This is a genomic window from Baekduia sp. Peel2402 (assembly GCF_052567285.1).
This window is the reverse complement of sequence record NZ_CP199582.1, coordinates 1046704-1072715: the sequence shown is the minus strand read 5'-3', so window position 1 is coordinate 1072715 and position 26012 is coordinate 1046704. Positions and strand designations below refer to the sequence as shown.

Genomic DNA, 26012 nt, shown 5'->3' with positions numbered 1-26012 from the left:
CATGAAGCAGAAGACTCTCGGCCTTTTCGTGGCCGGCATCGCGCTCTTTGGAGCGACAGCAGGTCCGGCTTCGGCCGCCAAGGTCTCCGTCGAGATCGAAGGCCAGAACGTCGTCCAGGCGCCCACGGTCGTCGACACGGCCGCCTCGGTCAGCAAGCCCGGCGGCGTCAGCTGCACGGGCGCCGTCCCGTTCACGGCGCTGGAGCCGGCGGTCGCCGGCGACTGGGACGGCCCGTCGTTCGCGGTGACGCGCATCAAGAGCGAGAGCTGGCCGTTCGCCAGCGGTCAGCCGTCGTGGTCGGTCTACGTCAACGGCCAGTTCGACAACGACGGCGGCTGCTCGCACGCGCTCAACGACGGCGACAAGGTCCTGTTCTGGTGGTCCAACGCGTTCGCGTCCACCGGCTACGACGAGCCGACGCTGCTCGACGCGCCCACCAGCGCCAAGCCGGGCGTGGCGTTCACGGTCACCGCCAAGGACACGACCACGACGTTCGACGGCAACTTCATCGGCACCACGACGACCGCGCCGTCGTCGGGCGCCACCGTCACGGGCGGCACCGCGCCGGTCACGACGGGTGCCAACGGCACGGCGCAGGTCACGGTCGCGGCCGGTCCGTACACGCTGGTCGTCAAGCAGGGCAACCGCGCCCCGGCGCGCGTCGCCGGCTGCGCGAGCACCGGCAGCGACGGGTTCTGCGGAACCACGAAGGTCGGCGGCACGACCATCGCGACGGTGACGCCGGCGCCGGCGCCCTGCGTGACCAACGGCCACGACGGGTTCTGCGGCACCAAGGACACGGTTCCGGCCTACGCGAAGGTCACCGCGGTCAGCGAGGGCAAGAAGTACGCCAAGGGCAAGGGCCCGCGGCAGCTCGGCGGCACGGTCGAGGCGGACGGCTCCGGCATCGCCGACGTGCGCCTGCGCCTAACGCGCAACGACCAGGGCAAGTGCTCCACCTACGACGGCAAGACCGAGAAGTTCAAGACCATCAAGAAGTGCGGCGCCGAGCGCGGCGTCTGGTTCTCGGTCGGCACGAGCGCCGACTGGTCCTACCTGCTGCCCTCCAAGCTCGCGCGCGGCCGCTACGTGCTCGATGTGATGGTGGTGGACAAGGCCGGCAACAAGACGAGCCAGCTGGCCCGCGGGACGTCGCGCGTGGTGTTCACCGTTGCATAGCGCGGCCCGCGCCCGGCTCGTCGCGCCCCTCGCCGCCGCGGTGCTCGCGGCGGCGCTGGGCGGCTGCGGCCTGGGCGCGGGCCCCAAGGCGGGGGACACGCAGTTGCTGGTGTCCAAGGACTTCGGCGCCGAGCCGGTCGTCCAGTCCGACACGCCCAAGACCGGCGGGTCGGACACCGTCATGCGGTTGTTGCAGCGCAACGCGCCCAAGGTGCAGACGCGCTTCGGCGGCAACTTCGTGCAGTCGATCGACGGCGTCGCCGGCGGCCAGCGCGACGGCAAGTCGGTCGACTGGTTCTTCTACGTCAACGGGATCCTGTCCGGCGAGGGCGCGACCGCGGTGAAGGTCCACCAGGGCGACCGCGTCTGGTGGGACTGGCACGACTGGGACTACGTGGACGAGATCCCGGCGGTCGTCGGGTCCTTCCCCGAGCCGTTCCTGCACGGGATCGACGGTCGTCGCCTGCCGACGCGCGTCGAGTGCGCCGAGCCCAAGAGCGACGCGTGCAACTCGGTGGCCGGCAAGATCGAGGACCTCGGGCTGGTCGCCGCGCGCGGTGGCGTCGGCAACTCGTTCGTGGAGGACACGCTGCGGATCGTCGTCGGGCCGTGGCGCAAGATCTCCGCCGAGAACACCGCGGGGCTGATCGGCGAGGGCCCGCAGAAGAGCGGCGTCTTCGCCAAGCCCGCGGCCGACGGCAAGTCCATCGCGTTGCTCGACGAGAACGGGAAGACGACGCGGACGCTCGGCGCCGGCACCGGCCTGGTCGCCGCCACGCGCGCCAACGACAACGGCAGCGGCGGGGACAAGGGCGAGCAGATCAGCGACCCGGTGTGGGTCGTGACCGGCACCGACGAAGCGGGCGTCAGCGCGGCCGCCGACGCGCTGGACGAGGGCGCCCTGGCCGGGCGCTTCGCGGCCGTCATCTCGGACGGCAAGCCGATCGGCCTCCCGGACCGCGGGGGCTCCTGATGCGCTACCGCCGCCGCGCGAGCCCGCTGCACGCGGCCCGCGCCGTGGCGGGCGGCGCGTGGTGCGCCGCGGTGGCCGCGGCGGCGCTGGCGGCGCAGCACCCGGTGGTCCTGGCGGCGCTGGCGCTCGTGGTGCTCGGCGCCGCGGTCGGCGCGGGGGTGGGCCGCGAGGTTGGGCGGATGGTCGCGTGGATGCTGCCGTGGGCGCTGGTGATCGCGATCGTGAACATGTTGGTGGTGCGCGACGGGTTGACGATCCTCGCGCGGCTGGGCGAGGTGCCGCCGTTCGGGCAGATCGACCTCACGCTCGAGGCGCTGGTCTACGGAGGGCTGTTCGGGACGCGGCTGCTGCTGATCGCCGCGGCGTTCGCGGTCTTCACGGTCTGCGTGGACCCGGATGACCTGCTGCGCGTGATGCGCCGGCTGTCCCTGCGCAGCGCGCTGGCGGCGACGCTGGCGGTGCGGCTCGTGCCGGTGCTGGCGGCCGACGCGGCGCGGATCGACGAGGCGCGGCGCTGCCGCGCGGATCGCGGCGGTGAAGGGCCGGCTGCGCGCGTGGCGGTGCTGCGCGCGGTGGCGTCCGGCGCGCTGGACCGGGCGCTGGATGTCGCGGCGACGCTGGAGCTGCGCGGCTACGGCAGCGCGCGGCGCGGGGTCCGGTCCGGTCGGCCGTGGTCGCGCCACGACTTGGGGTTCTTGGTCTCGGCCGTGTTGGTGGTGGCGTTGACCATCGGCTCGCGGTTGCTCGACGTCGCGGGCTTCGGCACCTATCCGCAGCTGCACGTGAGCGGCACCGCCGCCGAGGTCATCGCGCTGAGCGTGGCCTACATCTTGGTCGCTCTTGCGCCGTTCCTGGACCGGCGGGGGATCGCGTCGTGATCCTGGCGCTCGATCACGTGTCCTACACCTACGCTGGCGCCACGGCACCGTCGCTGCGCGACGTGTCGCTGACCGTGGACGAGGGCGAGATGGTGGTCTTGGCCGGGCTCAGCGCGTCGGGCAAGTCCACGTTGTTGCGCGCGGCGAGCGGGTTGGTACCGCACTTCCACGGCGGGACGCTGGCGGGCAGCGTGCACGTCGGCGGGATGGACACGCGCGAGCACGGCCCGGCGGAGCTCGCCCGCGTGGCCGGGACGCTGCTGCAGGATCCCGAGTCGCAGGTCGTGCTGACGACCGTGCGCGCCGAGCTGGCGTTCCCGCTCGAGAACCGCGGCGAGTCGCCCTCGGCGGTCGCGCGCGGGGTGGAGGAGGCCGCGTTGGCGCTCGGCATCGCGCACCTGCTGGACCGCGCGACGACCGAGCTGAGCGGTGGCGAGCTCCAGCGCGTGGCGCTCGGCGCGGCGCTGGCCGGCCGCCCGCAGCTGGTGCTGCTCGACGAGCCCACCTCGCAGCTGGACCCCGTCGCGGGCGACGAGCTGATCTGGCTGTTGCGGCGGCTCAACGAGGAGTGGGGAACCACGATCGTCCTCGCCGAGCACCGCTTGGAGCGCTGCCTGCCTGCCGCCGACCGCGTGATCGCGATGGCCGACGGCGCGATCGCCTGCGACGCCCCGCCGCGGGACTTCCTCGCCTGGGCCGCGGGCGCGGCGCCTGAGCTCCAGACCCCGGCCGCTCGCCTCTTCTCGACCGCGGGCCTGACGCCGCCGCCGACCGGGGTCAAGGAGGCGCGCAAGGCGCTTCGGGCGCGCGGTATCGACGTGACGGCGCTCGCGCCCTGCGAGGCGGCGGCAGCGTCGGCGGCCGCGGCCGACGACGTCCTGCGTCGACCCTCCCGGCGCGCGCGGCGCGAGGCGGCGCTGGCGTTCGACGGCGTCTGGCACGAGCGGCGCGGCGGAGCGGTCGTGCTGCGCGGCGTCGACTTCGCGATCGCGCCCGGCGAGCGCGTCGCGCTGATGGGACGCAACGGCGCGGGCAAGTCCACCATGTTGCGCCACGCAGCCGGGCTGATGGAGCCGACGCGCGGGAAGGTTCGGGCGGCGGGACGGGTCGCGCTGCTGCTCCAGGATCCCAACGACTACCTCTTGCACGAGCGCGTGGGGGAGGAGGCGTCGATCGAGGCGCTGCGGGCGGTCGGGCTTGAGCACGTGATCGACCGGCACCCGCGCGATCTCTCCGGCGGGCAGCGCCAGCGCCTGGCGCTGGCGATCGTGCTCGACGGCGACGAGCCGGCAGCGGCGATCCTGCTCGACGAGCCGACGCGCGGGATGGACCGCGCCGCAAAGGCGGCGCTCGGCGAGCGGCTGGAGCGCTTTGCGGCGCAGGGCGCGGCGGTGGTCGTCGCGACCCACGACCCGGAGTTCGCGGCCGAGGTCGCCGAGCGCGTGGTCCTGCTGGCCGACGGGCGGCCGATCGCCGACGGCCCGGCGTCCACCGTCCTGGCGGGCGGTTGGTACTTCGCGACCGAGACCGCGCGGATTACCGCCGGCCGCGCGCTGCTGCCCGCCGACGGCGCGGCGCTGCTGACGTCACACGCCGAGGCGCGCGTCTCGTGACCTGGGAGCTCGTCACCTTCGGCCTGCTCGCGCTCGTGCTCGCGGTCGGCTTCACGTGGTACGAGCGCACGCACCCGTCGAGCAAGGTATTGGCCATGGTCGCGACGCTCGCCGCGCTGGCTGCGCTCGGCCGCGTCGCGTTCGCGCCGCTGCCCAACGTCAAGCCGACGACCGACATCGTGTTCCTCACCGGCTACGTGCTCGGCGGCGCGCCCGGGTTCGCGGTCGGCGCGCTGGCCGCGTTGTCCTCCAACCTGGTCTTCGGGCAAGGGCCGTGGACGCCGTGGCAGATGGTCGGCTGGGGGATCATCGGCGTCTTGGGCGCCGCTTGGGCGCCGCTGACGCGCGGGCGCCTGCCGCGGATCTCGACCTCGGTGTTGCTCGTTCTCTGCGCGTTCTTCTTCGGCGCGCTGACGAACCTGTCCACCTTGACCGTGACCGGCGAGACGCCGTCGTGGGCGCAGGTCATCGCCCTGCAGTCGACCGGGATCCCGTTCGACACCGCCCACGCGGTCGGCAACGTCGTGTTCTTCCTCGCCTTCGGCCCGGCCTTTGCCCGCGTGCTGCGGCGCTACCGCGCCCGCCTGGAGGTCCGCTGGATCTCCGTGCTTCCGACGACCCCCGACTCCCCGACATCATCATGAACAAGCCACTGTCCGTCCTCCTCGCCATCGCTGCCACCGCCGCGCTCGCGCTGGCGCCCGCCGCCCAGGCCGCCGACCGCGCCGCCGCGCGCTCCGGGGCCGCGTGGCTGTCAGGCGCGGTCAAGCCCGGCGCCGATGGCATGGCCGCCGACGCGATCGTCGCGCTGCGCGCCGCCGGCCGCCTCTCGCCTGCGGATGCCGCACGACGGGCAAAGGCGCTGCGCGCTGGGGCCGGCGGCTACGCCCGGACCGCGGGCGCGACCGGCAAGACGATCCTCGCGCTGGTCGCCGCGCGCTCGGGCAGCGCGCGCTGCGCCGGGCGCGTCGACCTGCTCGGCCGGCTCAACTCCTACGGGAAGGCCGGGCGTTACGGGTCGACGATCTACGACCAGGCCTACGCGATGCTCGCTGCGCACGCGCTGCACGCCGGGCCGTCGGCCAACGCGGTCCGCGTCCTGCTCAACGCCCGCGGCGCCAACGGCTGGAACTTCCAGTTGCGCGCGTCCGGCGGTCGCGCCGATGACGTCACCGCGACCGCGCTGGCGATCCTCGCGGCCCGCGCGGCAGGGGTCTCGGCCCGCGACTCGCGCCTGCGAGCCGGCCTGCGCTGGCTGCGCACCCAGCGCACGGCGGCTGGCGGCTTCGCGCTTTCGCGCCGCGATCGCAACGAGGCCAACTCGACCGCGCTGGCGATCGAGGCGGCCAAGGCCATGGGGTCGAAGGACACGCGCGCCGAGCGCGCGCTGGCCTCGCTCCAGCGCTCCGGCGGCGCCTTCCAGTTCACGCGCAACGACGCGGGCAGCCGCGTCCTGGCGACCAACGACGCGGTCGTCGCGCTCGCCGGCCGCACGCTGCCGGTCAGCGCGCTGTCCAAGACGCCGGCGCGCTGCTGACGCTCAGCGCTTGCGCTTCGCCGCCGCCTTCTTCATCACGAGCGCCTTCGTCACCGCCTTGCCGCTCACCCCAGCCAGGCGCGGCGTCAGCGTGACGCGGTAGCTCCCGGCGGCGAGCCGCTTCCCGCTCAACCGACCGTTCCACACCACCTTGTTGGGGCCCGCGACGTCCACGTGGCGCAGCGTGCCCTTGACCGTGACGTAGCGCGTGCAGGCCTTCGCCTTCTTCTTGGTGGCCTTGCGCGGCGGCGCGACGCAGCGGGCGCCCTTGCGGACGCCGCGAGCCTTGCGGGCGAAGGCGATCGTCGTGGTCGCCGGAGCGCTGTCGGTCCAGGCGATCGTCGCGGTCGACAGCTTCACCTTGGTGATGACCGGCGTGATCGGCGGCGGGCCGCCCTTGATGCCGCCGCTCCCGCCGGCTCCGGGGCCCGGCGTCGCGGGCGTGGTGAACGACGCTGGCGCCGAGCGCGCCGTTCCGTCCTCGCCAACGCCGACCAAGGTGTAGGCGTAGGTCGTGCCGGGCGCCAGCACGGTCGCCGCGAAGCTCACCGGCACCGCGCCATCGGTCCCCGCGGCCACGACGATGTCGGCCGACCGGCCGCCGGGCCACTCGGCGTGGACGGTCGTCTTCCCGCGCCGCGCGTCGACCGTGCCGCCCAGCGTCGCGCCGACCGTCGTCACCCCGCTTGCGCCCGTCGCGACCACGCCCGCCGCCGCGCGCTCGTAGGCGCCCGCGTCGCACGCGCCGCCGAACGGCCGCGGCACGCCGCGCTGATCGGTCGCGTCGCACGCGCCGCCCGCCGTCGCCGGCACCGCGTCCAGCGCCGGGCTGCCGGCCTTGAGCGCCAGCGTCTCGGTCGCGCCTCCGTGGACGCCGAGCGCGCTCTCCAGCAACGGGTCGGCGACCAGCTCGCTCGCCCCGCAGCCGTCGCTGCCCGCGGGCCAGACGACGTTCCCGACGCCGGTCCACGCGATCGCGCCGATGCGGCTGCACTGGCCCGGTGCGTTCTCCGCGACGACCGACCCCTGGATCTCGACGGCGGCCGCCACGATCCCGCCGAACCCCGCGAAGCCCGGCAGCGCGGACGGCGCGGTCCCGTCGCTGCCCGGCGGAGACCCGTTGCCGCCGAACCCGCCGGAGCCCGACCCCGGCGCGCCCGGCGTGCCCGGCGCCGCGTTGCGCGCGAGCGTGCTCCCGCGCACACGCACCGTCGGGCTCGTCACCTCCGGGTCCTGGGCCAGCGCGCCGCCGCTCCCGGCGTCGCCGCCGCTCCCGGCCAGGCCGAACCCGCCGTTGCCGCCCGGGTAGCCGCTCGCGCCGCGACCGCCTGGCGCGCCGTAGCCGTTGCCTCCGCCACCGCCGCCGTCGGTCGTGTTCCCGACGACCGTCGACTCCAGCAGCCGGACGCTCCTGCTCCCGTTCCCGTACGCCATCAACCCGCCGCCGAGCCCGCCGCTGCCGCCCTTCTCGCCGGCGCCCGAGCCGCCGGCGCCGCCGGCCGCGGTGCCCGTCCCGTTGGCCCCGCCACCGCCGTAGCCGTTCCCGCCCACGCCGCCGGCGCCGGTCGCGTTGCGCGCCAGCACGCTGCCCGAGACCGTGACGATCGAGCTGCCCTCCACGAAGATCCCGCCGCCGGAGCCGCCCTGCCCGCCGTGGCCGCCTTCTCCGTCGCCGCCACGGCCCGCGGTCCCGCTCGACGCGCCCGATCCGGCACCGCCGTGCCCGTCGCCGCCCGTGCCGCCGTCGCCGGCGACGTTGTCGACGATCGTCGAGTCGGTGATCGTCGTCGGACCGAGCACGTGCACGCCACCGCCGTCGCCGCCGCGACCGCCCAGCCCGCCGAGGCCGAGGGCGCCGACGCCCGCCTGGGTCCCGGCCTGGGCGCTGCCGCCGTCGCCGCCATCGCCGGTGCGGTTGCGGGCGACCGTCACGCGTTCGAGCACGAGCGCGGCCGTCGCCGCGATCCCGCCGCCGGCGCCGGCCCGCCCGCCCGCGTTGGCGAAGACGTCGTTGGTCGGGTTGGAGCCGCCCGCGGCGTTGCCCGCGTCACCGGTGCGGTTGTCGAGCACCGCGACGCGCCGCAGCGTGGTCGGGCCGTCGGCGCGCAGGCCGCCGCCTGGGGCGGAGACGCCGCCGTTGACGCCGCTGCTCGTCGGGGTGTAGCCGGCGGGCGTCGCGCCGCCGCGCAGCGTCGCGTCCTCGAGCGTCAGCGCGCCGTCAGGGCGCACGTCGAGCACGCGATCCAGGCCCGCCGCGTCGATCGTCACGCCGTTGCCGCGGATCGTGACGATGCCGCGGACGTCGAGGTCGCCGGTCTGGCTGCCCTCCTCGTAGAAGCCCGGCAGCGCCAGCGTCACGGCCGGCACCGCGACCACGATGACGTCGCCGTCGCCCGTGCCCGCCGCGCAGCCGCCGCGCGGCTCGTCGGCGGCCGTCGCCAGCAGCGCCTCGCGCAGCGTGCAGCGGCCGTCGTCGGCCAGGACGTCGCCGCCGCTGTCGACGGTGAGCGTGGCAGCGTCGGCACCGGGCGCCGCGGCGAACGTCAACATCAGAGCGGCGGTCGCGAGGAGGGGACGCATACGTGGACGCTACGCGCGTGGCCGCACGGCCGTCCACAGCCGAAGGACCAGACCGGAATCCAGAAACGCGCGATTTTCGAAACGGTTCGGCGCGGTATGTGCCAGATGGCGCATGAGCGATCACCCCGAACGCCTGCTCGTATAGGGTCCGCGCCTCTTATGCGCATCGGCGTTCCTATGGAATCGGCGGAGGGCGAGCGGCGCGTCGCCCTCGTGCCCGAAACGGTCAAGAAGCTCGTCGCGAAGGGTCACGAAGTCACCGTCGAGTCGCAGGCCGGACAGGCCGCGCTCGTCCCCGACGACCTGTACGCCGACGCTGGGGCCACGATCGGCGACCCGTGGGGCGCCGAGGTCGTGGTCAAGGTCGCACCGCCGTCAGAGGGTGAGCTGTCCAAGCTCTCCGGCGGCCAGACCCTCATCGGCTTCCTGAACCCCCGGGGCAACCCTGAGGGGCTTCAGAAGGTGGCGGCCACCGGCGTGACGGCGTTCGCGATGGAGGCGATCCCGCGGATCTCGCGCGCGCAGTCCATGGACGCGCTGAGCTCGCAGTCAAACGTCGCGGGCTACAAGTCCGCGCTGCTGGGCGCCGACCACGCGACGCGCTTCTACCCCATGTTGATGACCGCCGCGGGCACGATCCCGCCGGCGAAGGTCCTCGTCCTGGGCATCGGCGTCGCGGGCCTGCAGGCGCTGGCCACGGCCCGCCGCCTCGGCGCGCAGACCACCGGCTACGACGTGCGCCCGGAGACGGCCGAGCAGGTCGAGTCGCTGGGCGCCAAGTGGCTGGACCTCGGCATCGAGGCCGCCGGCGAGGGCGGCTACGCGCGCGAGCTCACCGAGGAGGAGCGCGCGCAGCAGCAGCAGGCGCTGACCGACGCGATCAAGGGCTTTGACGTGGTCATCACGACCGCGCTCGTCCCGGGCCGTCCGGCGCCGCGCCTGGTCACGGCCGAGGCCGTCGAGGGCATGAAGCCCGGCAGCGTGATCGTCGACCTTGCGGGCGAGACCGGCGGCAACTGCGAGCTGACCGAGCCCGGCCAGACCGTGGTCAAGCACAACGTCACGATCGTCTCGCCCTTGAACCTGGCGGCGACCATGCCGGAGCACGCGAGCGCCCTGTACGCGCGCAACCTGCTGGCGCTGATCGAGCTGATCGCCGACGACGAGTCCGGGGCCTACGCGCCCGACTTCGAGGACGAGATCCTCGCCGGGGCCGTCGTCGTCAAGAACGGAGAGCTGCAGTCATGACATCGACCCTCGTCACGAACCTCGCGATCCTCGTGCTCGCCGGCTTCGTCGGCTACGCGGTGATCTCGAAGGTCCCCAACACGCTGCACACGCCGCTGATGTCGGGCACGAACGCGATCCACGGCATCGTCGTGCTCGGCGGCATCGTCCTGCTGGTCAACGGCTTCGCCGACGGGTTCCTGAACAAGCTGCTGCTGGTGATCGCGGTCGCCTTCGGCACGATCAACGTGGTCGGCGGCTTCCTGGTCACCGACCGGATGCTTGAGATGTTCAAGGCCAAGCCGAAGGACGCCATCGAGGCGACCCCGGAGGAGGGCAAGTGATCGCTTCGAGCTTCATCACGGACCCGAACTTCATCGCGGTCCTCTACATCGTCTCGTTCGCCCTGTTCATCTACGGGCTCTCCGGCCTGACGGGCCCGAAGACCGCGGTGCAGGGCAACCGCATCGCGGCGGTCGGCATGGGCATCGCGGTCATCGCGACGCTGCTGGTGCCCGACGTCAACAACATCGTGTTGATCATCCTGGGCGTGGCGATCGGCACCGCGGTCGGCGTCCCGGCCGCGCGCCAGGTCAAGATGACCCAGATGCCGCAGATGGTCGCGCTGTTCAACGGCGTGGGCGGCGGCGCGGTCGCGCTGATCGCGTGGGTCGAGTTCCGCGAGTCCGACGGCTTCGCGCTCGAGCCGACCTACATCGCGATCTTCAGCTGCTTTGCGGCGATCGTCGGCTCGGTCTCCTTCTGGGGCTCGAACATCGCGTTCGCCAAGCTCCAGGAGCTGATCGACGGCGGGTCGGTCAAGCCGTTCGGCTCGGCGCAGACGCTGGTCAACGGCGCGCTGCTGGCGGTCTCCATCGCCTGCGGCGTGGCGATTGTCGCCGGCTCGCACAGCGAGCTGCTGATGATCGTGCTGCTGATCTCCGCCGCGATCGTCGGCAACTTCCTGGTGCTGCCGATCGGCGGTGCGGACATGCCGGTCGTGATCTCGACGCTGAACGCCTTCACGGGCCTCAGCGCCGCGGCGACGGGCATCGCGCTCAACAACACGTCGCTGATCGTCGCGGGCATGATCGTCGGCGCGTCCGGCACGCTGCTGACCCAGCAGATGGCCGTCGCGATGAACCGCACGATCACCTCGGTTCTGCTCGGCGGGTTCGGCGGCGAGGTCGCCGCGGTGGCCGGCCCCGGCGGCGCGTCGGGCACGGTGCGCGCCACGAGCGCGGCCGACGTCGCGATCCAGATGGCCTACGCGCGCCAGGTCGTCGTCGTGCCGGGCTACGGCATGGCGGTCTCCCAGGCTCAGCACGCCGTCCGCGAGATGGCCAAGCTGCTTGAGGCCAAGGGCGTGACGGTCAAGTACGCGATCCACCCGGTCGCGGGCCGCATGCCGGGCCACATGAACGTGCTGCTCGCCGAGGCCGACGTGCCCTACGAGCAGCTCAAGGAGATGGACGACATCAACGGCGAGTTCGGTCGCACCGACGTCTCCCTGGTCATCGGCGCCAACGACGTCACCAACCCGGACGCGCGCAACAAGGCCGACTCGCCGATCTACGGCATGCCGATCCTCAACGTCGACGAGTCGCAGTCGGTGATCGTGCTCAAGCGCTCGATGTCCTCCGGCTACGCCGGCATCGACAACCCGCTGTTCGTCAACCCGAAGACGTCGATGCTCTTCGGGGACGCCAAGGGCTCGGTCGAGGGCATCACGGAAGAGCTGAAGATCCTCTAGGGAAGGTCCCCCGGAAGACGCCGCGGCTGAGCGAACCGTCTCGCGGCGCCAGAGCCGAGGCGCGCGGATCGCCGGGCCACCAGCCCGTCTCACCGCGCGCATCGTCGCTGGCATCCACGATCCGGCCCGCTCAGCCGTGCCGTCTGTTCCGGGGAACCTTCCCGGACCGATGGTCGGGTGGTTCGGGGCGCAATTGCGCTCCGAACCCCTTTCCGTCATCGCGTTTGCGGGGTAGCCTCATTGAGGTGAGCGCCCTGCCGCTCGAGATCAAGGCCATCGTGGCTGTCGCCCTGGTCCTCTCGGTTGCCCGAGCGTTCCTCGGTGTGCCCGCGCGGCGGGCGCACGACCGCCTCGCGCGGACGCTCGTCGGCCTGTCGATCTGCCTCTACGTCCTGGCGGGCGAGGCGCTGCTCGAGAACCAGGACGGGATGGCCGGCGCGTTCGTGATCTGCGGCGTCGAGGCGCTGTGCCTGGCGGCGTGGGTCGCCCGGCGTCGCGACGACGACGACGGCTGGGACGACGGTGGAGGCGGTGGGGGCGAAGGCCCCGACGACGACCCGCCGACGCCGATCGACTGGGACGCGTTTGACCGCGCCCGCGACGGCTGGCGCCCGCGCGAACCGGTCGCCTAACGGCCATTCGTGGGCTGATCGGGTCCTGACGTCAAGGGCCGCGCGGAGGCGCCGACCACCCGTAGGGAGTGGTCGCGAGCACCGTCAAGAAGAAGAAGGCCTCAAAGAAGGTCAAGAAGAAGGCAGCGGCCAAGGTCAAGAAGACCTGCAAGGTCGTGGTCAAGAAGGTCCGCGGCAAGAAGCGGAAGGTCAAGGTCTGCACGCCGGCCAAGGCGAAGAAGAAGACGACCGCGACCAAGAAGAAGCCGACGGTCAAGAAGCCCGCGATCGGCCAGAAGGCGCCGGCCGCCAAGGTCGTCCCGCCGCCCGCGGCCAAGACGCCCGCGCCCGCCGACGGGCCGGTCCCGCAGTTCATCAAGACCGCGTCGGAGGCCAAGATGGAGCGCCTGCTGTGGCGCGCCGGCTTCGGCCCGGCGCCGGGGCAGGCCGCGGCGCTCGCCCAGCAGGACGTCGGCGCGGTGGTCCGCTCGCTGACGCAGCCGTCCGGCACCGCGCGCCTGACCGGCCCGGCGCCGACCGACGAGAACGGCCAGCCGCTGGCGCCCGCCGACGCATGGGGCCACGACCACCTGTCGTGGATGGATCGCATGATCCGCTCCGACCAGCCGCTGGTCGAGCGGATGGCGCTGGTCTGGCACGACTGGTTTGCGACCTCCAACGACACGGTCAACTCGCAGCAGTTGATGCTCAACCAGGTCCAGACGTTCCGCGACAAGGGCCTCGGGACGTTCGACGACCTGCTGACCGCGGTGACGACCGACCCGGCGATGCTGCTGTGGCTCGACGGCACGTCCAACAACAAGTGGTCGATCAACGAGAACTACGCGCGTGAGCTGATGGAGCTGTTCACGCTCGGCGCCGACCGCGGGGCCTACACCGAGACCGACGTGCGCGAGATGGCCAAGGCCTTGGCCGGGTTCCGCTCCGACTGGACCGCCGAGCTGGGCTCGCACAACTTCCGCTTCGACCCGACGTGGCGCGTCACCGGCGCCAAGACGATCTTCGGCCAGAGCGGCGACTTCGGCTGGCAGGACGCGCTGCGCCTCTGCCTGAACCACCCGCTGCACGCGTCGTTCTTCTGCACCAAGCTGTGGTCCTACTTCATCCCAACCGCGCCGAGCGCCGAGACGCTCGCGTCGCTGATGGGTCTCTACACGTTGTCGGGCCGTCAGATCCAGCCGGTGCTGGAGGCGATCCTGCTGCACCCGGACTTCTGGGACGGCGCCGACATGGTGATCGCGCCGGTCGTCTGGACCGCCGGGATGCTGCGCTCGGTCGGCCGCGGGATCGACACGACCGCGTGGTCGTGGCTGGCGACCTACACCGGGCAGCGCCTCTTCTACCCGCCGAACGTCGCCGGCTGGGACGACACCCGCTGGCTGGACACCTCCACGATGCGCGGCCGCTGGCAGACCGCCAACTACGTGTTGATGAAGAGCTACGTCAACCCGTGGAGCGGCCCGGCCTACGACGCGACCGAGGACGCGGCGACCGCTGTCAGCCGGGCGATGGCCGCGCTTGGGAACCCGTCGCTATCTGCCGAGACCCAGAAGGTGATCGCGGACTTCGCGCTGACGGCGGTCCCGGCGACGACGCCGTCGTGGGCGCGGTCGCAGTACCGGGCGATGCGCCAGAACGCGCTGCGCCAGCTGATCGCCTCGTCCCCCGACCTCCAGGTGTGCTGATGGCCTGCTGTGATGACTTCCGCCGTGCGACCGCCGGTCACGGCCTGCCTGCGATCGAGCCCGGGATGCCGGACCCGGCGGGCACCGGCATGGACCGCCGCGCGTTCCTGATGCGCGGCGCGGGGCTGGCGCTGTCGGTCTACGGCGCGTCGAAGCTGGGCCTCGACCAGCTCGAGGCGGGCGTGGCGGCAGCCTCTTCTGGCTCGGGTGCGCCCGTGTTGGTCAACGTCTTCCTGCCCGGCGGGCTGGACTCCCTGAGCGCGCTGGCGCCGGTCGGCGACGCGCGTTACGCCGCGCTGCGCCCGACGCTGAAGCTCGCGGCCGGGACCGGCGCGACGTTCGCGGAGGACACGCGGCTGATGTGGCATCCGGCGGCCGCCGGTCTCGCGCAGCTGCACGCCGAGGGCAAGGTGTCGGTCTTCCCGGCGATCGGCTACGACCACCCGGATCAGTCGCACTTCACCTCGCGCCACTTCTGGGAGGTCGGTGCGCTGGACCCGGGCGCGCGCCTGGGGTGGATGGGCCGCTACCTCGATGTTGTAGGTGATGTCGACAACCCGTTGCAGGGGATCGCGCTGGACGCCTCGCTGGCGCCGTCGCTGGCCTCCTCGCGCGTGCCGGTCGCGGCGATCTCCAAGCCGTCGGACTACTCGTTCTGGGTCCAGGGCGTCGCCAACCCGACGTCCGATCCGATGATGGAGGCCTACGGCCGGATGGGCGCGCTGGCCGGCGGCGCCTCGGGCGCGCTGGACACCGCGCGGACGGTCGTGCGTCAGGTCGACGGCGTGCGGCGCTCGCTCGGCGCGTTCGTCACGGCCGACGGCAAGCCCGGTTACACCTCGCCGGTGACCTACCCGAGCGGTGATCTCGGCGCGCGGCTGGCGGCGCTGGGCGCGATGCTGGCGGCCGGGCTGCCGATCCGCTGCGTCGCGGTTCAGGGCGCGGGCGGCTACGACACCCACAGCGACCAGGCCACCACGTTGACCACCAACTTGGGCAAGACGGTGGACTCGATCGTCGCCTTCCAGCGCGACCTCGAGGCCCGCGGCCTGGCCGACCGCGTGCTGATCCAGATGTGGTCGGAGTTCGGCCGCCGCCCGAAGGAGAACGGCACCGGCACCGACCACGGCGCCGCCGGCTGCGCGTTCGTCATCGGCACCCGCGCGAAGGGCACGATGGTCGGCGAGTTCCCGGGCCTGAGCACCCTTGACGCCCAGTCCAACCTCCGCGCGACCAGCGACTTCCGCACCATGTACTGCTCGCTGCTGGAGCAGTGGATGGGGATCGACGCCGCGCAGGTCATCCCGAACGCGGCCGCGCTGGGCCGCGTGGCTTTGGTGCGGTAGATGCGCCGCGCGCTCGTCGCCCTCGTGCTCGCCGCCTCGCTCCTGGCCGGGAGCGACGCGGTCGCGGGCGCCGCGAGCAAGGCGAAGGTGAAGTGCCACTGGGTCAAGGCCACCAAGAAGCGCAAACGCCACAAGGTGTGCGTGAAGGTGAAGACCACCAAGAAGAAGACGCCGGCGAAGAAGGACACGGCAAAGGGGACAGGCTCCAAGCCGTCCTCCTCCGCGCCCGCGACTTCATCCGCGCCCACGTCGTCCGCACCCACCATCACCTCTGCGCCCGCCGCCAGCACGACGATCCCCGCCGCGTCGCCGCCCGCCTCGTCCGACCCCACGCCCATCGCGCCCGCCGCCGCGCGCCTCCAGGCGACCACGCGCGAGTGGTCGATCACGCTCTCGCGCCCATCCGTCACCGCCGGCGCGCTCGTCCTCCAGCTCGTCAACCGCGGCGAAGACGCCCACGACCTCCACCTTCGTCCCGCCTCCGGCGGCGCCGACCTGCTCACCATCGTCTCCACCGAGCCCTCCGGCGTCGCCGACGCCTCCGGCACGCTCGCGGCCGGCACCTACACCTTGTATTGCTCGCTGCCCGGCCACGAGGCCGCGGGCATGAAGGCGACGCTGACGGTCCAGTAGCGCCCGTCTGCGGCCGATCACCAGGAGGTGGACGCCGCGCGCGACCAACGACGGCCGGCCCTCGACGGCCTGCGCGGCCTCGCCGCGCTCGTCGTGCTGCTGTCGCACGTGGTCATGGCCGGCGTGCCGGCGCTCGGCGCGGCGGCCGTGTTCGGTGCGGAGCCGTCAGGCGTCGCGTGGCTGTTCGTGCACACGCCGTTGGCCACGGTGTGGGCGGGTCCCGAGCTCGTCATCGTCTTCTTCGTGCTCAGCGGGCTGGTGCTGACGCGCGCGCTGCAGGCGCGTCCCGTACGGCCGGGTGCGTTTCTCGTCGGGCGCATCGTCCGGCTTTACCTGCCGGTGTGGGCGAGCCTCGGCCTCGCGGCCGCGCTGCTCGCGCTCGTCCCGCGGTCGCCGTCGTTGGCGCCTATGGCCGGCGCCAGCGACTGGCTGAACGACCTCGCGCAACCGGTTGGGGCCGAGTCCGTCTCACGCAGCGTGGCGCTCGTGCTCGACGGCTCCGTCTACGGGAACGGGAAGCTCAACGGCGTGCTGTGGTCGCTGCGCTGGGAGGTGTGGTTCTCGCTCGCGCTGCCGCTGCTGATGCTCGTGCGGGGGACGATCGCCCGGCTGGCGATCCCGCTGGTCATCGTGTCGCTGCTGGCGGTCGACCATGGTGCGGGTCACGCCTCGCTGCGGTTTCTGCCGCCGTTCGCGGTTGGCGTCGTGCTGGCGCTGCACGAGCAGCGAATCGGCGCCTGGCGCGCCGCGCTGGGTGGCCGTGGGGCGTGGCCGGCGGCCGCGCTGGCCATGTCCTTGCTGAGCGCGGACATGTGGCTGCCGGGCACGTCGCTGGGGTCTGGGCCGGATGGGGCACTCGGGTCTGGGCCGGGCGGGACGCTCGTCCTCGTCGGCGCTGCGCTCGCGGTGCTCGTCCCGTTGTTGTACGGGTCGGTCGCGCGCGTCCTGTGCACCAGACCGATGCAGTGGCTCGGCTCGCGCTCGTTCAGCCTCTACCTGGTGCACTTCCCGATCGTGCTCGCGTTCGTGTACGGGTTGGGCGTCCCGTCGTTCGGCGTGCTGCTCGCGCTCGCCCTGCCGACGTCGCTGCTGGCCGCCGAGGCCTTCCACCGCGCGATCGAGCGTCCCTGCCACGCGCTCGCCCGTGCGGCGACCGCGCAGATCGCGGCGCGGTACCGCCATCGCGAGCCCGCTCCGGCTGTCGCGCCGGCCTAGGAAAAGCGACGGGGGCGGCGCCACCACGCGCCGCCCCCGTCTAAAGCGCGGCCCACTCGGCAGAGGGTCGCGCAGTTGGTCCGCGCCCCGGGATGACCCGGGGCGCGAAGTCTGTGTCAGGCCACCGCGGGTGCGGGCGCGTCTCCGCGCCGGGCGGCTTCTGCCTGCTCGCGCGAGTCGCGCGAGGAGATCAGCAGCGCGGCGAGGATCGCTCCCGTGAGCGCGAAGCCCGCGCCGACCGCGAACGCGGTCTGGAAGCCCTCGGTCAGCGCGATCGCCGGGTTGCGCTCGCCGGAGGCGAAGACGTCCTCGGTCCGGCTGTTGGCCAGCGAGGAGAGGATCGCCAAGCCGAGCGCGCCGCCGACCTGCTGGGAGGTGTTGATCAGCCCGGACGCCAGGCCCGCTTCGTCGGGCTGGGTGCCGGTGACCGCGCCGATCGTGACCGACACGAACGAGAAGCCCAGGCCGATCGCCGCCAGCAGCGACGGGAACAGGACGTCGCCGAGGTAGGTGCCGTCCTGCGCCGAGACCTGGGAGAACCACGCCAACCCGGCGGTCACGAACAGCAACCCGATGATCAACGTTGGCTTGAACCCCAACTTCGTCACCAGCTGCGAGGCGAAGCCAGCCGAGAAGATGATGAACAGCGCCAGCGGCAGGTACGCGAGGCCGGTCTTCAGCGCGCTGTACTCCAGCACCTGCTGGAGGTAGAGCGAGATGAAGAAGAACATCGCAAACAGCGACATGCCGATGAGCAGGCCGACGATGTTCGAGCCGCGCAGCGAGCGCAGCCGGAAGATCCCGAACGGCACGAGCGGGTGGCGCGACGCGTTTTCGACGACCGCAAACAGGCCGAGGAGGCCGAGCGAGACGGCGCCGAGGGCGAGCGTCTGGGTCGACGTCCAGCCGGCGTTGTTGGCGTCGACCAGCGCGTAGACGCCGATCGCCAGGCCGGCGGTGACCGTGAAGGCGCCCGCGACGTCGAAGTGGCGCTCGCTCACGTCGTCGCGCGACTCGGCCAGCAGGCGCGGTGCGAGCGCCGCGGCGGCGATGCCGATCGGCACGTTGACGAACAGCACCCACTCCCAGCCCGCCCACTCGGTGAGCACGCCACCGAGCAGGACGCCGGCCGCGCCGCCGGAACCGGCGACCGCGCCCCAGACGCCCAGCGCGGTGTTGCGCTCGGAGCCCTCCTTGAAGGTGGTGGTGACGATCGACAGCGCGGCGGGGGAGACCAGCGCGGCGCCCAGGCCCTGCACGCTGCGGGCGATGATCAGCCACATCTCGTTCTGCGCGAAGCCGCCGGCCAGCGACGCCAGCGCGAAGAGGCTCAGGCCGGCGATGAACATCCGGCGGCGGCCGAGCAGGTCGGCGAGGCGGCCGCCGAGCAGCAGGAAGCCGCCAAAGACCAAGGTGTATGAGTTGACCACCCAGGACAGGTTGTCCTGGGAGAAGTTGAGGTCCTTGCCGATCGACGGCAGGGCGACGTTGACGATGGACGCGTCGAGGACGACGACGAACTGCGCGGTCGCCAAGAGGGCGAGCGCAAGCCACTTGTTGGAGGGAGCGGCGGAGGAAGACAAAGGGGGAGGGCCTCCGGTTATGGACCGTTCTGGGGAGAGGTTTCGACAATACGGAGAGGCGGTTCCGTTTGTCAAGCCCCGGCGCTACAGTGCGGTCAGATGGCGTCCGCAGAGTCCGAGAAGCCCTTGCGCGCCGACGCCCGCCGCAACCGCGAGCGGATCGTCGACGCTGCCGGCGCGGTGTTTGCGCAGTGCGGCGCGGCGGCGCAGATGGACGACGTCGCGCGCCGGGCGTGCGTCGGAGTGGGCACCGTCTACCGTCACTTCCCGACCAAGCAGGCGTTGTTGGGGGAGTTGCTGGCGGCGAAGTTCCGCGGCCATGCGGAGATCGCGCGCAAGTGGGCCGTGCAGGACGACGGCTGGACCGCGTTTGAGGGCTTCCTGCGCGAGACGTTCGCGCAGGTCGCCGAGGACGCGACCCTTCAACAGCGCGTGCACTGGGTCGACGACGACGAGGCGCTGGCGATCGCCGCGGTCGAGCGCAACGTGGTCGTCGAGGTCCTCGGCGGGATCATCGAGCGCGCCAAGGCGCAGGAGACTTTGAGAGCGTCGTTCACCGTCGGCGACATCCCGGCGGTGATGTGCGCGGTCGGCGCCGTGATGGCGATGCGCCACCGCCCGGAGATCGACGCCGACGCGTTCGTCGACCTCCTGATCGGCGGCCTGCGCGCGTAGGTCTACTTCTCGTGCGCCGGGCGGTAGGCGTCGTCGGTCTCGTGGGCCTTGAAGAACGACACCATCGGCCCCACGTACTCCGGGAAGCGCGGGCAGCGCAGCCCGTTGCGCCCGAGCACCTCCGCCGCCTGCGCGACGTCGAACGACACGGGGTGGTTGAGGTAGATGATGGACTGCCGCGGCGTCCCGCCGAAGAGCTTGCGGACCGGCTTGAGCCTCAGCGACCGGTCAACGACGCCGGGCGGCAGCGGCAGCTTGGGCTCCTTGCCCGCGTACTCGCGCGCCAGTAGCCGCGCGAGCTCGGCCGAGGAGACCGGCTCGGGGTCGACGAGGTGCAGCGTGTGGCCGACCGCGTCCTCGTCGGCCGCGCCCGCGGCGATCGCGTCGACCACGAAGTCGACCGGCACCACGTTGAACGGCGCGTCGCCGCGCCCGACCTGAAGCAGCGAGCCGAGCGGCGCGCCCATCGATCGCAGCAAGTAGTACGGGCCGTCGAACTTCTGGGTCTCGCCGGTCTTGGAGTCGCCGACGACGATCGCCGGGCGGTAGATCGTCGTCGGGATGTCGCCCATCGACGCGCGGACGATCACCTCGGCGGCGAACTTGGTGGACTCGTAGAAGTTCTTGAAGGCCTGGCCCTTGGCGAGGTCGTCCTCGAGCACCAGGCCGGAGCGCGTGCCGGCGACGTAGGCGGTCGAGATGTAGTGGTGGCGCTCGAGGTTCTCGCAGCGCGCGCAGAAGTCCACGACGTGCTGGGTGCCGGTGACGTTGACGCGCTCGGCGAGCTCGGCGCCGACCGCGAGGTCGTAGACGGCGGCGAGGTGGAAGACGCGCACGGTCTCGGCGGTCAGCCGCGCGTAGGTCTTCTCGTCGAGCCCGAGCGTCGGGTGCGTGATGTCGCCGGGCTGCACGTCGACGCCGTCGGGCGCCAGCGCGCGGGCGCGCTCGGCCATCCGCGGCTCGACCAGCGCGACGATCCGCGCCTCGTCGTCGTCGGCCAGCAGTCGGGGGACGAGCCGGCCCGCGAGGAAGCCGGGAAAGCCGGTGAGGAGGTAGGTGCGGGGCATCTTCGGGGAAACCTACGCGTTCAATCGACCAGGCGTCGCTCGACGGCCCAGCGGGAGAGCTCGTGGCGGGTCGAGAGCTGGAGCTTGCGCAGGACGGCGGAGACGTGCGCCTCGACGGTCTTGACCGAGATCCCGAGACGCTGGGCGATCTCCTTGTAGAGGTAGCCGCGGGCGATGTGGCGCAGGACCTCGCGCTCGCGCGGCGTGAGCTGGTCGAGGTCGGCGTCGGAGGCGGCGGGCGTGCCCGCAGCAGCGCTACCGCTACCGCCGCTTGCGAACGCGTCGAGCACGAAGCCCGCCAGGCGCGGCGAGAAGACCGCGTCGTCGTCCTGCACGCGGCGGACCGCGTCGGCCAGCTCGGGTGGCGAGATCGTCTTGGTGACGTAGCCGCGGGCGCCGGCGCGGATCACCGCGATGACGTCCTCGGGGTCGTCGGAGACGCTCAAGGCCAAGCACTTGGCGTTCGGCGCCTCGGTCGCCAGGCGGCGCAGGATCTCGACGCCGCCGCCGCCCGGCAGGTGGACGTCGAGCAGGACGACGTCAGGCGCGGCCTCCACGATCGTCGCGACCGCGCTGTCGACGTCCCCGGCCTCGCCGACGATCTCGACCAACCCCTCCAACTCGCTGCGGACGCCCGCGCGAAACAGCGCGTGGTCGTCCACGAGCACGACGGTTGGCAATGACGATGACAACGGGGTCGGCTCACTCATCGATGATCAGCTCCACTTCGGTGCCCGTTCCGGGCGTGCTCTGGACGGTGGCGCGGCCGCCGTGCCGGGCCATGCGGCCCTCGATCGACTCGCGGACGCCACGACGATCATCGTCGATCGCGGCCGGGTCAAAGCCCACGCCGCGGTCGCGGACGAAGACCTCGGTACGGCCGTCCTCGACCTCCATGAACAGCGCGATCGACGCGGCGCCGCTGTGGCGCGCCGCGTTGGCCAAGGCCTCGCGCGCCGCGGCGACCAGCGCGCGGTGGCGGTCGTCCAGCTCGCGGTCGCTGACGGTCACGACCTCGACCGGCACGCCGTGGGCCTCCTCGCACTCGGCGGCGGCGGCGCGCAGCGCGTCGGCCAGCCGCTCGTCGGGGCGGGCCTCGGGCGCGCCGGACAGCCACGCGCGCAGCTCGCGCTCTTGGCGACGGGCGAGCGTCGCGACCGCGCGCGGGTCGTCGGCGCGCTTCTGCACCAGCGCGAGCGTCTGCAGGACGCTGTCGTGCAGGTGCGCGGCGACCTCGGCGCGCTCCTGGGAGCGGATCCGCGCGTTGCGCTCGGCGTTCATGCCGCGGACCATCTGAAGCCAGAACGGCGCGAGGATCAGGCCGAGGCCGAGCGCGACGACGACGAACGACAGGACGAGGTCGCGCGCGCCGCGCAGCGCGCCGTTGGCCTGCAGGAAGATCAGGATCGCGCCGAGGACGAGCGCGATCGCGAAACCGCCCTGGTAGATCGAGCGCAGCCGCTCGGGCAGGCCGTGGCCGAGCGGCTGCGGTGCGGCGCCCGCCGCAGCCTCGGCCGCGGCCGCCGCGGCGGACTCCTCGGCCATCGCCGCGCGCGGCTTGTCGCGCTCGGCCTCCTGCGCCCGCGCGCGCCCGGTCGTCTGGCGCCACAGCAGTGCCAGCCCCGACGAGGCGAGCACGAACGGCCAGACGATCGCGTCGCTCCACCACAGTCCCAGCTCGCGCACGGTCAGCAGGCCGGCGAGCGTCAGGCACGCCACGCCCGCGGTGATCTGCCACGCGCCCGGCCGTGCCCGCAGCCGCGCCGCGATCGCTGGGCCGCCGTCGGCGGCGGGCATCAGCATCCAACCGGCGATGTAGAGCGGCAGCCCGATGCCCGGCACGACCGTCAACACGACGAGCGCGACGCGGATCAGCACCGGCTCGACGTTCAGCGACCGCCCGAGCCCGGCCGCGACGCCCGCGATGACCTTGCGCTCGGTGTCGCGGCGCAGCGGCGGGCGCCGCGGGCGGGCGCTCGGGGGTGCGGCGACGTCGGCGGTCACCGCACCATCATGCGCCATCGCGTTTGGCGAGCCCACCCACGAGCAGCACGAGGCCCAGCACGGTCAGGACGATCGGGGCCAGCGAGCCGAAGTCGAGGCTCACCTGGCCGGCCTGGTCGAGGAGCAGCACGGTTCCGAGCGCGAGGACGGAGAGGCCTTGGACGAAGGTCGCGAAGTCCGGTTTCACCGTCGCTCCCCGGCGCAGCCGGCGTCGGCCAGCACGTCGCTGATCTCGTCGGACACGTGGTCGTCCTCATCCCAGTGGCCGCTGTCGCGGCGGTCGTGGAGGACCTCGATCGCGCCGATCCCGACGTTGGCGTCGAGGATCAGCCGGCGCGCGTTGGAGCGGGAGATCGTGCCGCGCTGGTCGTCGACGTCCGCGCCGCCGCTCTCCTCGCCCAGGACACCGACGTAGCCGAGGCCGGCGTGCGTGTCGGCCTGGACGCAGGTGTCGGCCGGGACGAGCACGAGCGCGTGGCCGGTGCCGACGTCGACCTTCACGCGCGTCGTCGCCTCGCGCGGCCAGTCCATGCGCCGCAGGTCGACGACGAGCTGACCGACGCCGAGCTGGTACTCGGGCTTGACGTCGGCGATCGTCGCGGGCAGGTAGCTGCGCTCGCCGATCCCGCCGTCGACGTCGACGCCCGCGGCCTCCACGACGCCGCTCGGGATCGCGATCGCCAGCGCGGGCACGACCAGCCAGCGGGCGCTGCGGTGCCGGAACGAGAGCCCGACCATTGCGACGCCCATCGCGATCACGACGATCGCGACGATCGTCCCGCCGCCCGCGGCGGTGGCGAACGCGGCGCCCACGGCCAGCACGGCGGCCCCGATCAGGCCCGCGGCGAGGATCAGCGCGGCGCCCGCGATCCGGCCCGCCGCCGGTTGGTTCTCGCCACGGCCCGCGAGCAGCCGTTGACCGGCGACGGCGAGGATCGCGACGCACAGGACCGTCGGCGCGAGCGCGCCGAACGCCCAGCCGAAACCGACGCCCCACGCGCCGTCCAGCAGCGCAACGCCAGCTAGGACGATGACAACGGCGCCGACGACCGTGGAGACGCGGCCGGGCTTGCCGGGGACGGGCTGGCCGGTGCCGTCGTCCTCGGGGACGAGCAGCAGCGCGGCGATGTAGGCGATGATCGCGAAGCCGCCGACGAAGATCAGCGCGACGGCCGCGATCCGGACGATCAGCGGGTCAACGTTGAAGTAGCGCGCCAGGCCGCCGCAGACGCCGCCTAGGACCCGCTCGTCACGCGAGCGCAGCAGGCGGCGGGGAGGCTCCGGCTGCGGCATGGTCTGGGTCGGCGCCTCGGGCGCCTCGGGCGCGTCGTGCGACTCGGGGGAGGGAGGAGGGGTCGTCTCGGACATGGCATCCACGATCCCGCGTCGCGCGCGGTCAAACCATCGGGGATGACCCTAGAGGGGCTCGGGGATGTCCCCCAGGTGCGCGGCGAGGGTCGCGTCGGGAACCCCGTCCACCAGGAAGCCCAGGACGACCTCGACGTGCTGGACCTCGAAGCGCACGCCGAGCGCGCGGGAGATCGCCGCGACCTCGCGCAGCAGCGCCAGGCCGTCCCCTGGCTTCTGCGCGCGCACGTAGGTGCCGACGGTGCGAATCTCGCCCCCCTCCGGATCATCGAAGAACCCGGCCTGCGGGACGCGGCGCGCGGCTGCGCGCAGGGCGTCGGCGTGACCGTCGGTGGCGGTGTCGGCGACGAACAGGACGAGATAGGGGTCCGGCATGCCGTGACCGACGGTACTGGCAGACTGCGCCGTCCTGATGCTGGATCGTGCTGCCGCCGTCACCGCGCTTGCCGCTGAGGAGTTCGACGTTGTCGTCGTGGGCGGCGGGATCACCGGCGCGGGCGTGGCGCTGGACGCGGCGACCCGCGGCTACTCCGTCGCGCTGGTCGAGCGCTTCGACTACGCCAGCGGAACGTCGTCGCGGTCGTCCAAGCTCGTTCACGGCGGCCTGCGCTACCTGCAGAACTTCGACCTCGGCTTGGTCCGCGAGGCGCTGGTCGAGCGCCAGATCATGGTGGGGTTGGCGCCGCACCTGGTCAAGCCGCTGCCGCTGATCGTGCCCGCGTTCGACGGCGCGCGCCCGGATCGCATGATGGGCATGGGGCTCAACTTGTATGACGTGATGTCGGTGTCGCGGCGGCGCGCCCGCCGTGGCGGCGAGGAGACCGCGTACTGGTCGCCGGACCGCCACCGGATGATCGATGCCGACGAGGTCGTTGAGGGCCTGCCGGCGCTGGCGCCGCGCGAGCCCACGTCCGGCTACCTGTTCTACGACTGCCAGACCGACGACTCGCGGTTGGTGCTCACCGTCCTGGCCGAGGCCGAGCGCTTCGGCGCGGTCTGCGCCAACGGCCTGCTGGTGACCGAGCTGTTCCAGGACGGCGGGCGGGCGCGCGGCGTGCGGGTCACCGACGACGCGACGGGCGAGTCGTTCGTCGTCCGCGCGCAGAACGTCGTCAACGCCACCGGCGTCTGGGCCGACCGCCTGCGCCCCGAGGAGCTGCATGACGCGGCCGAGGTTCCGATCATCCGGCCCTCGCGCGGCACGCACGTGACGTTCCGCCGCGAAGACCTGCCGCTGAACGTCGGTGCGATCGTCCCTGCGGGCGGGGGGCGGTTCATCTTCGCGCTGCCGTGGTTGGGCGGCTCGCTGGTCGGGACGACCGACACCGACTACGACGCGACCGACCTCGACCACGTAAAGCCCGCCGACGACGACCTCGAGTACCTCCTCGACGCGGTCAACGCTTTCTTCGCCACCGAGCTGACGGCGTCGGACATCACCGGCGCGTTCGCGGGCGTGCGGCCGCTGATCAGCAGCGCCGACGCGGGCAAGTCGGTGGACATCTCGCGCAAGGCCGAGCTGTATGAGACGTCGTCGGGGATGGTCACGATCACCGGCGGCAAGCTGACGACGTGGCGGCGGATGGCCAAGATGGCGGTCGACCGGCTGGTCGAGCGCGAGGCGCGCGACGCGCCGTGCCGCACGCACGAGATCCCGCTGGGCGAGGCGATCGAGGCGTCGGAGCTACCGCGCGTCGAGGGCGTGGACGAGAACGCCTACGCGCCGCTGGCCGCCCGCTACGGACACGCCGCGCACGACGTCCTGGCGATCGCGGCCGAGCGCGGCGAGTACGCGCAGCCGGTCGTCGGCGGGCAGCCGGACCTGCTGGCCGAGGTTGTCCATGCCGCGCGACGCGAGCAGGCGCGCACGGTCGGCGACGCGCTCCTGCGCCGCACGCGCCTGGGCCTGACCGCGGCGCGGTCCTTGGCCCAGCAGCCGGACGCGGTGGCTCGTGTGGCGGCGGCGATGGGCACCGAGCTGGGATGGGACGAGCCCGCGCGGGCACGCGCCACGGACGCCTTCGCGGCCGAATCAGCCGCCGAGGGCAACGTCCCGAGCTGAC

General features: G+C 72.9%; 24 protein-coding genes. 16 read left to right on the top strand and 8 right to left on the bottom strand.

Translation table 11 applies throughout. The features are described 5' to 3' along the window. Position 1 precedes the first annotated feature (1 nt). The 6 genes from ACT01A_RS05310 to ACT01A_RS05285 are packed head-to-tail and all read left to right on the top strand — an operon-like array spanning position 2 to position 6181. A complete protein-coding gene (locus ACT01A_RS05310; RefSeq protein WP_445151203.1) occupies positions 2–1180 on the top strand; it encodes an Ig-like domain repeat protein in 1179 nt (392 codons plus the stop codon). Next, positions 1173–2153: a DUF4430 domain-containing protein gene (locus tag ACT01A_RS05305; RefSeq protein WP_445151202.1), complete on the top strand. Its 981-nt coding sequence runs from the start codon at positions 1173–1175 to the stop codon at positions 2151–2153. The genes ACT01A_RS05310 and ACT01A_RS05305 overlap by 8 nt, the downstream gene beginning before the upstream one ends. Beyond that, positions 2153–3031: an energy-coupling factor transporter transmembrane component T gene (locus ACT01A_RS05300; protein ID WP_445151201.1), complete on the top strand. Its 879-nt coding sequence runs from the start codon at positions 2153–2155 to the stop codon at positions 3029–3031. The genes ACT01A_RS05305 and ACT01A_RS05300 overlap by 1 nt, the downstream gene beginning before the upstream one ends. Next, on the top strand, positions 3028–4644 hold the full coding sequence (locus ACT01A_RS05295; protein WP_445151200.1) for an ABC transporter ATP-binding protein: 1617 nt from the start codon (positions 3028–3030) through the stop codon (positions 4642–4644). The genes ACT01A_RS05300 and ACT01A_RS05295 overlap by 4 nt, the downstream gene beginning before the upstream one ends. Beyond that, on the top strand, positions 4641–5288 hold the full coding sequence (locus tag ACT01A_RS05290) for an ECF transporter S component (RefSeq protein ID WP_445151199.1): 648 nt from the start codon (positions 4641–4643) through the stop codon (positions 5286–5288). Before ACT01A_RS05295 ends, ACT01A_RS05290 begins: the two co-directional genes overlap by 4 nt. Then, entirely contained in the window at positions 5285–6181 is an 897-nt protein-coding gene (locus ACT01A_RS05285) for a hypothetical protein (protein ID WP_445151198.1), read from the top strand. Before ACT01A_RS05290 ends, ACT01A_RS05285 begins: the two co-directional genes overlap by 4 nt. A gap of 3 nt (positions 6182–6184) precedes the next feature. Here the strand turns inward: ACT01A_RS05285 and ACT01A_RS05280 are convergent, their stop codons facing one another. Further along, positions 6185–8761, bottom strand: coding sequence for a choice-of-anchor Q domain-containing protein (locus ACT01A_RS05280; RefSeq protein WP_445151197.1), 2577 nt, complete (start codon positions 8759–8761; stop codon positions 6185–6187). Between the two features lie 159 nt (positions 8762–8920). On the opposite strand from ACT01A_RS05280, the gene ACT01A_RS05275 reads away from it, so the two are divergent. The 8 genes from ACT01A_RS05275 to ACT01A_RS05240 all read left to right on the top strand — a co-directional run bounded on the left by ACT01A_RS05275 (position 8921) and on the right by ACT01A_RS05240 (position 17252). Beyond that, positions 8921–10009, top strand: a complete 1089-nt coding sequence (locus tag ACT01A_RS05275; protein ID WP_445151196.1) for a Re/Si-specific NAD(P)(+) transhydrogenase subunit alpha — start codon at positions 8921–8923, stop codon at positions 10007–10009. Next, positions 10006–10332, top strand: coding sequence for an NAD(P) transhydrogenase subunit alpha (locus ACT01A_RS05270; protein ID WP_445151195.1), 327 nt, complete (start codon positions 10006–10008; stop codon positions 10330–10332). The genes ACT01A_RS05275 and ACT01A_RS05270 overlap by 4 nt, the downstream gene beginning before the upstream one ends. Positions 10333–10346: 14 nt before the next feature. Continuing rightward, positions 10347–11741 (top strand): NAD(P)(+) transhydrogenase (Re/Si-specific) subunit beta, encoded by a 1395-nt coding sequence (locus ACT01A_RS05265; protein ID WP_445152798.1) that lies wholly within the window; start codon positions 10347–10349, stop codon positions 11739–11741. A gap of 245 nt (positions 11742–11986) precedes the next feature. Beyond that, a complete protein-coding gene (locus ACT01A_RS05260) occupies positions 11987–12373 on the top strand; it encodes a hypothetical protein (protein WP_445151194.1) in 387 nt (128 codons plus the stop codon). Positions 12374–12441: 68 nt separating this feature from the next. Then, the gene (locus ACT01A_RS05255) at positions 12442–14058 is read left to right on the top strand and encodes a DUF1800 domain-containing protein (RefSeq protein WP_445151193.1); all 1617 of its coding nucleotides are present in this window, start codon (positions 12442–12444) and stop codon (positions 14056–14058) included. Further along, complete coding sequence (locus ACT01A_RS05250) at positions 14058–15404, top strand: DUF1501 domain-containing protein (protein WP_445151192.1); 1347 nt, start codon at positions 14058–14060, stop codon at positions 15402–15404. Before ACT01A_RS05255 ends, ACT01A_RS05250 begins: the two co-directional genes overlap by 1 nt. Further along, entirely contained in the window at positions 15405–16037 is a 633-nt protein-coding gene (locus ACT01A_RS05245; RefSeq protein ID WP_445151191.1) for a hypothetical protein, read from the top strand. Positions 16038–16064: 27 nt separating this feature from the next. Continuing rightward, positions 16065–17252 (top strand): acyltransferase family protein, encoded by a 1188-nt coding sequence (locus ACT01A_RS05240; RefSeq protein WP_445151190.1) that lies wholly within the window; start codon positions 16065–16067, stop codon positions 17250–17252. A 116-nt stretch (positions 17253–17368) separates the two neighbouring features. Here ACT01A_RS05240 and ACT01A_RS05235 read toward each other — a convergent pair whose 3' ends face one another. Further along, positions 17369–18835 (bottom strand): MFS transporter, encoded by a 1467-nt coding sequence (locus tag ACT01A_RS05235; RefSeq protein ID WP_445151189.1) that lies wholly within the window; start codon positions 18833–18835, stop codon positions 17369–17371. A 99-nt stretch (positions 18836–18934) separates the two neighbouring features. Here ACT01A_RS05235 and ACT01A_RS05230 point away from each other — a divergent pair, with 99 nt between their 5' ends. Next, on the top strand, positions 18935–19510 hold the full coding sequence (locus ACT01A_RS05230) for a TetR/AcrR family transcriptional regulator (protein WP_445151188.1): 576 nt from the start codon (positions 18935–18937) through the stop codon (positions 19508–19510). A 2-nt stretch (positions 19511–19512) separates the two neighbouring features. Here ACT01A_RS05230 and ACT01A_RS05225 read toward each other — a convergent pair whose 3' ends face one another. The 6 genes from ACT01A_RS05225 to ACT01A_RS05200 are packed head-to-tail and all read right to left on the bottom strand — an operon-like array spanning position 19513 to position 24324. Beyond that, complete coding sequence (locus ACT01A_RS05225) at positions 19513–20577, bottom strand: SDR family oxidoreductase (RefSeq protein ID WP_445151187.1); 1065 nt, start codon at positions 20575–20577, stop codon at positions 19513–19515. Between the two features lie 20 nt (positions 20578–20597). Beyond that, positions 20598–21287: a response regulator gene (locus ACT01A_RS05220; RefSeq protein WP_445151186.1), complete on the bottom strand. Its 690-nt coding sequence runs from the start codon at positions 21285–21287 to the stop codon at positions 20598–20600. Beyond that, positions 21280–22581 (bottom strand): ATP-binding protein, encoded by a 1302-nt coding sequence (locus tag ACT01A_RS05215; protein WP_445151185.1) that lies wholly within the window; start codon positions 22579–22581, stop codon positions 21280–21282. The genes ACT01A_RS05220 and ACT01A_RS05215 overlap by 8 nt, the downstream gene beginning before the upstream one ends. 7 nt (positions 22582–22588) lie before the next feature. Next, the gene (locus tag ACT01A_RS05210) at positions 22589–22768 is read right to left on the bottom strand and encodes a hypothetical protein (protein WP_445151184.1); all 180 of its coding nucleotides are present in this window, start codon (positions 22766–22768) and stop codon (positions 22589–22591) included. After that, on the bottom strand, positions 22765–23949 hold the full coding sequence (locus tag ACT01A_RS05205; protein WP_445151183.1) for a PspC domain-containing protein: 1185 nt from the start codon (positions 23947–23949) through the stop codon (positions 22765–22767). Before ACT01A_RS05205 ends, ACT01A_RS05210 begins: the two co-directional genes overlap by 4 nt. A gap of 48 nt (positions 23950–23997) precedes the next feature. Continuing rightward, positions 23998–24324, bottom strand: a complete 327-nt coding sequence (locus tag ACT01A_RS05200; RefSeq protein ID WP_445151182.1) for a hypothetical protein — start codon at positions 24322–24324, stop codon at positions 23998–24000. Between the two features lie 37 nt (positions 24325–24361). Between ACT01A_RS05200 and ACT01A_RS05195 the strand changes: the two genes are divergently transcribed. After that, positions 24362–26011, top strand: coding sequence for a glycerol-3-phosphate dehydrogenase/oxidase (locus ACT01A_RS05195; protein ID WP_445151181.1), 1650 nt, complete (start codon positions 24362–24364; stop codon positions 26009–26011). The last annotated feature ends 1 nt before the right edge of the window (position 26012 follow it).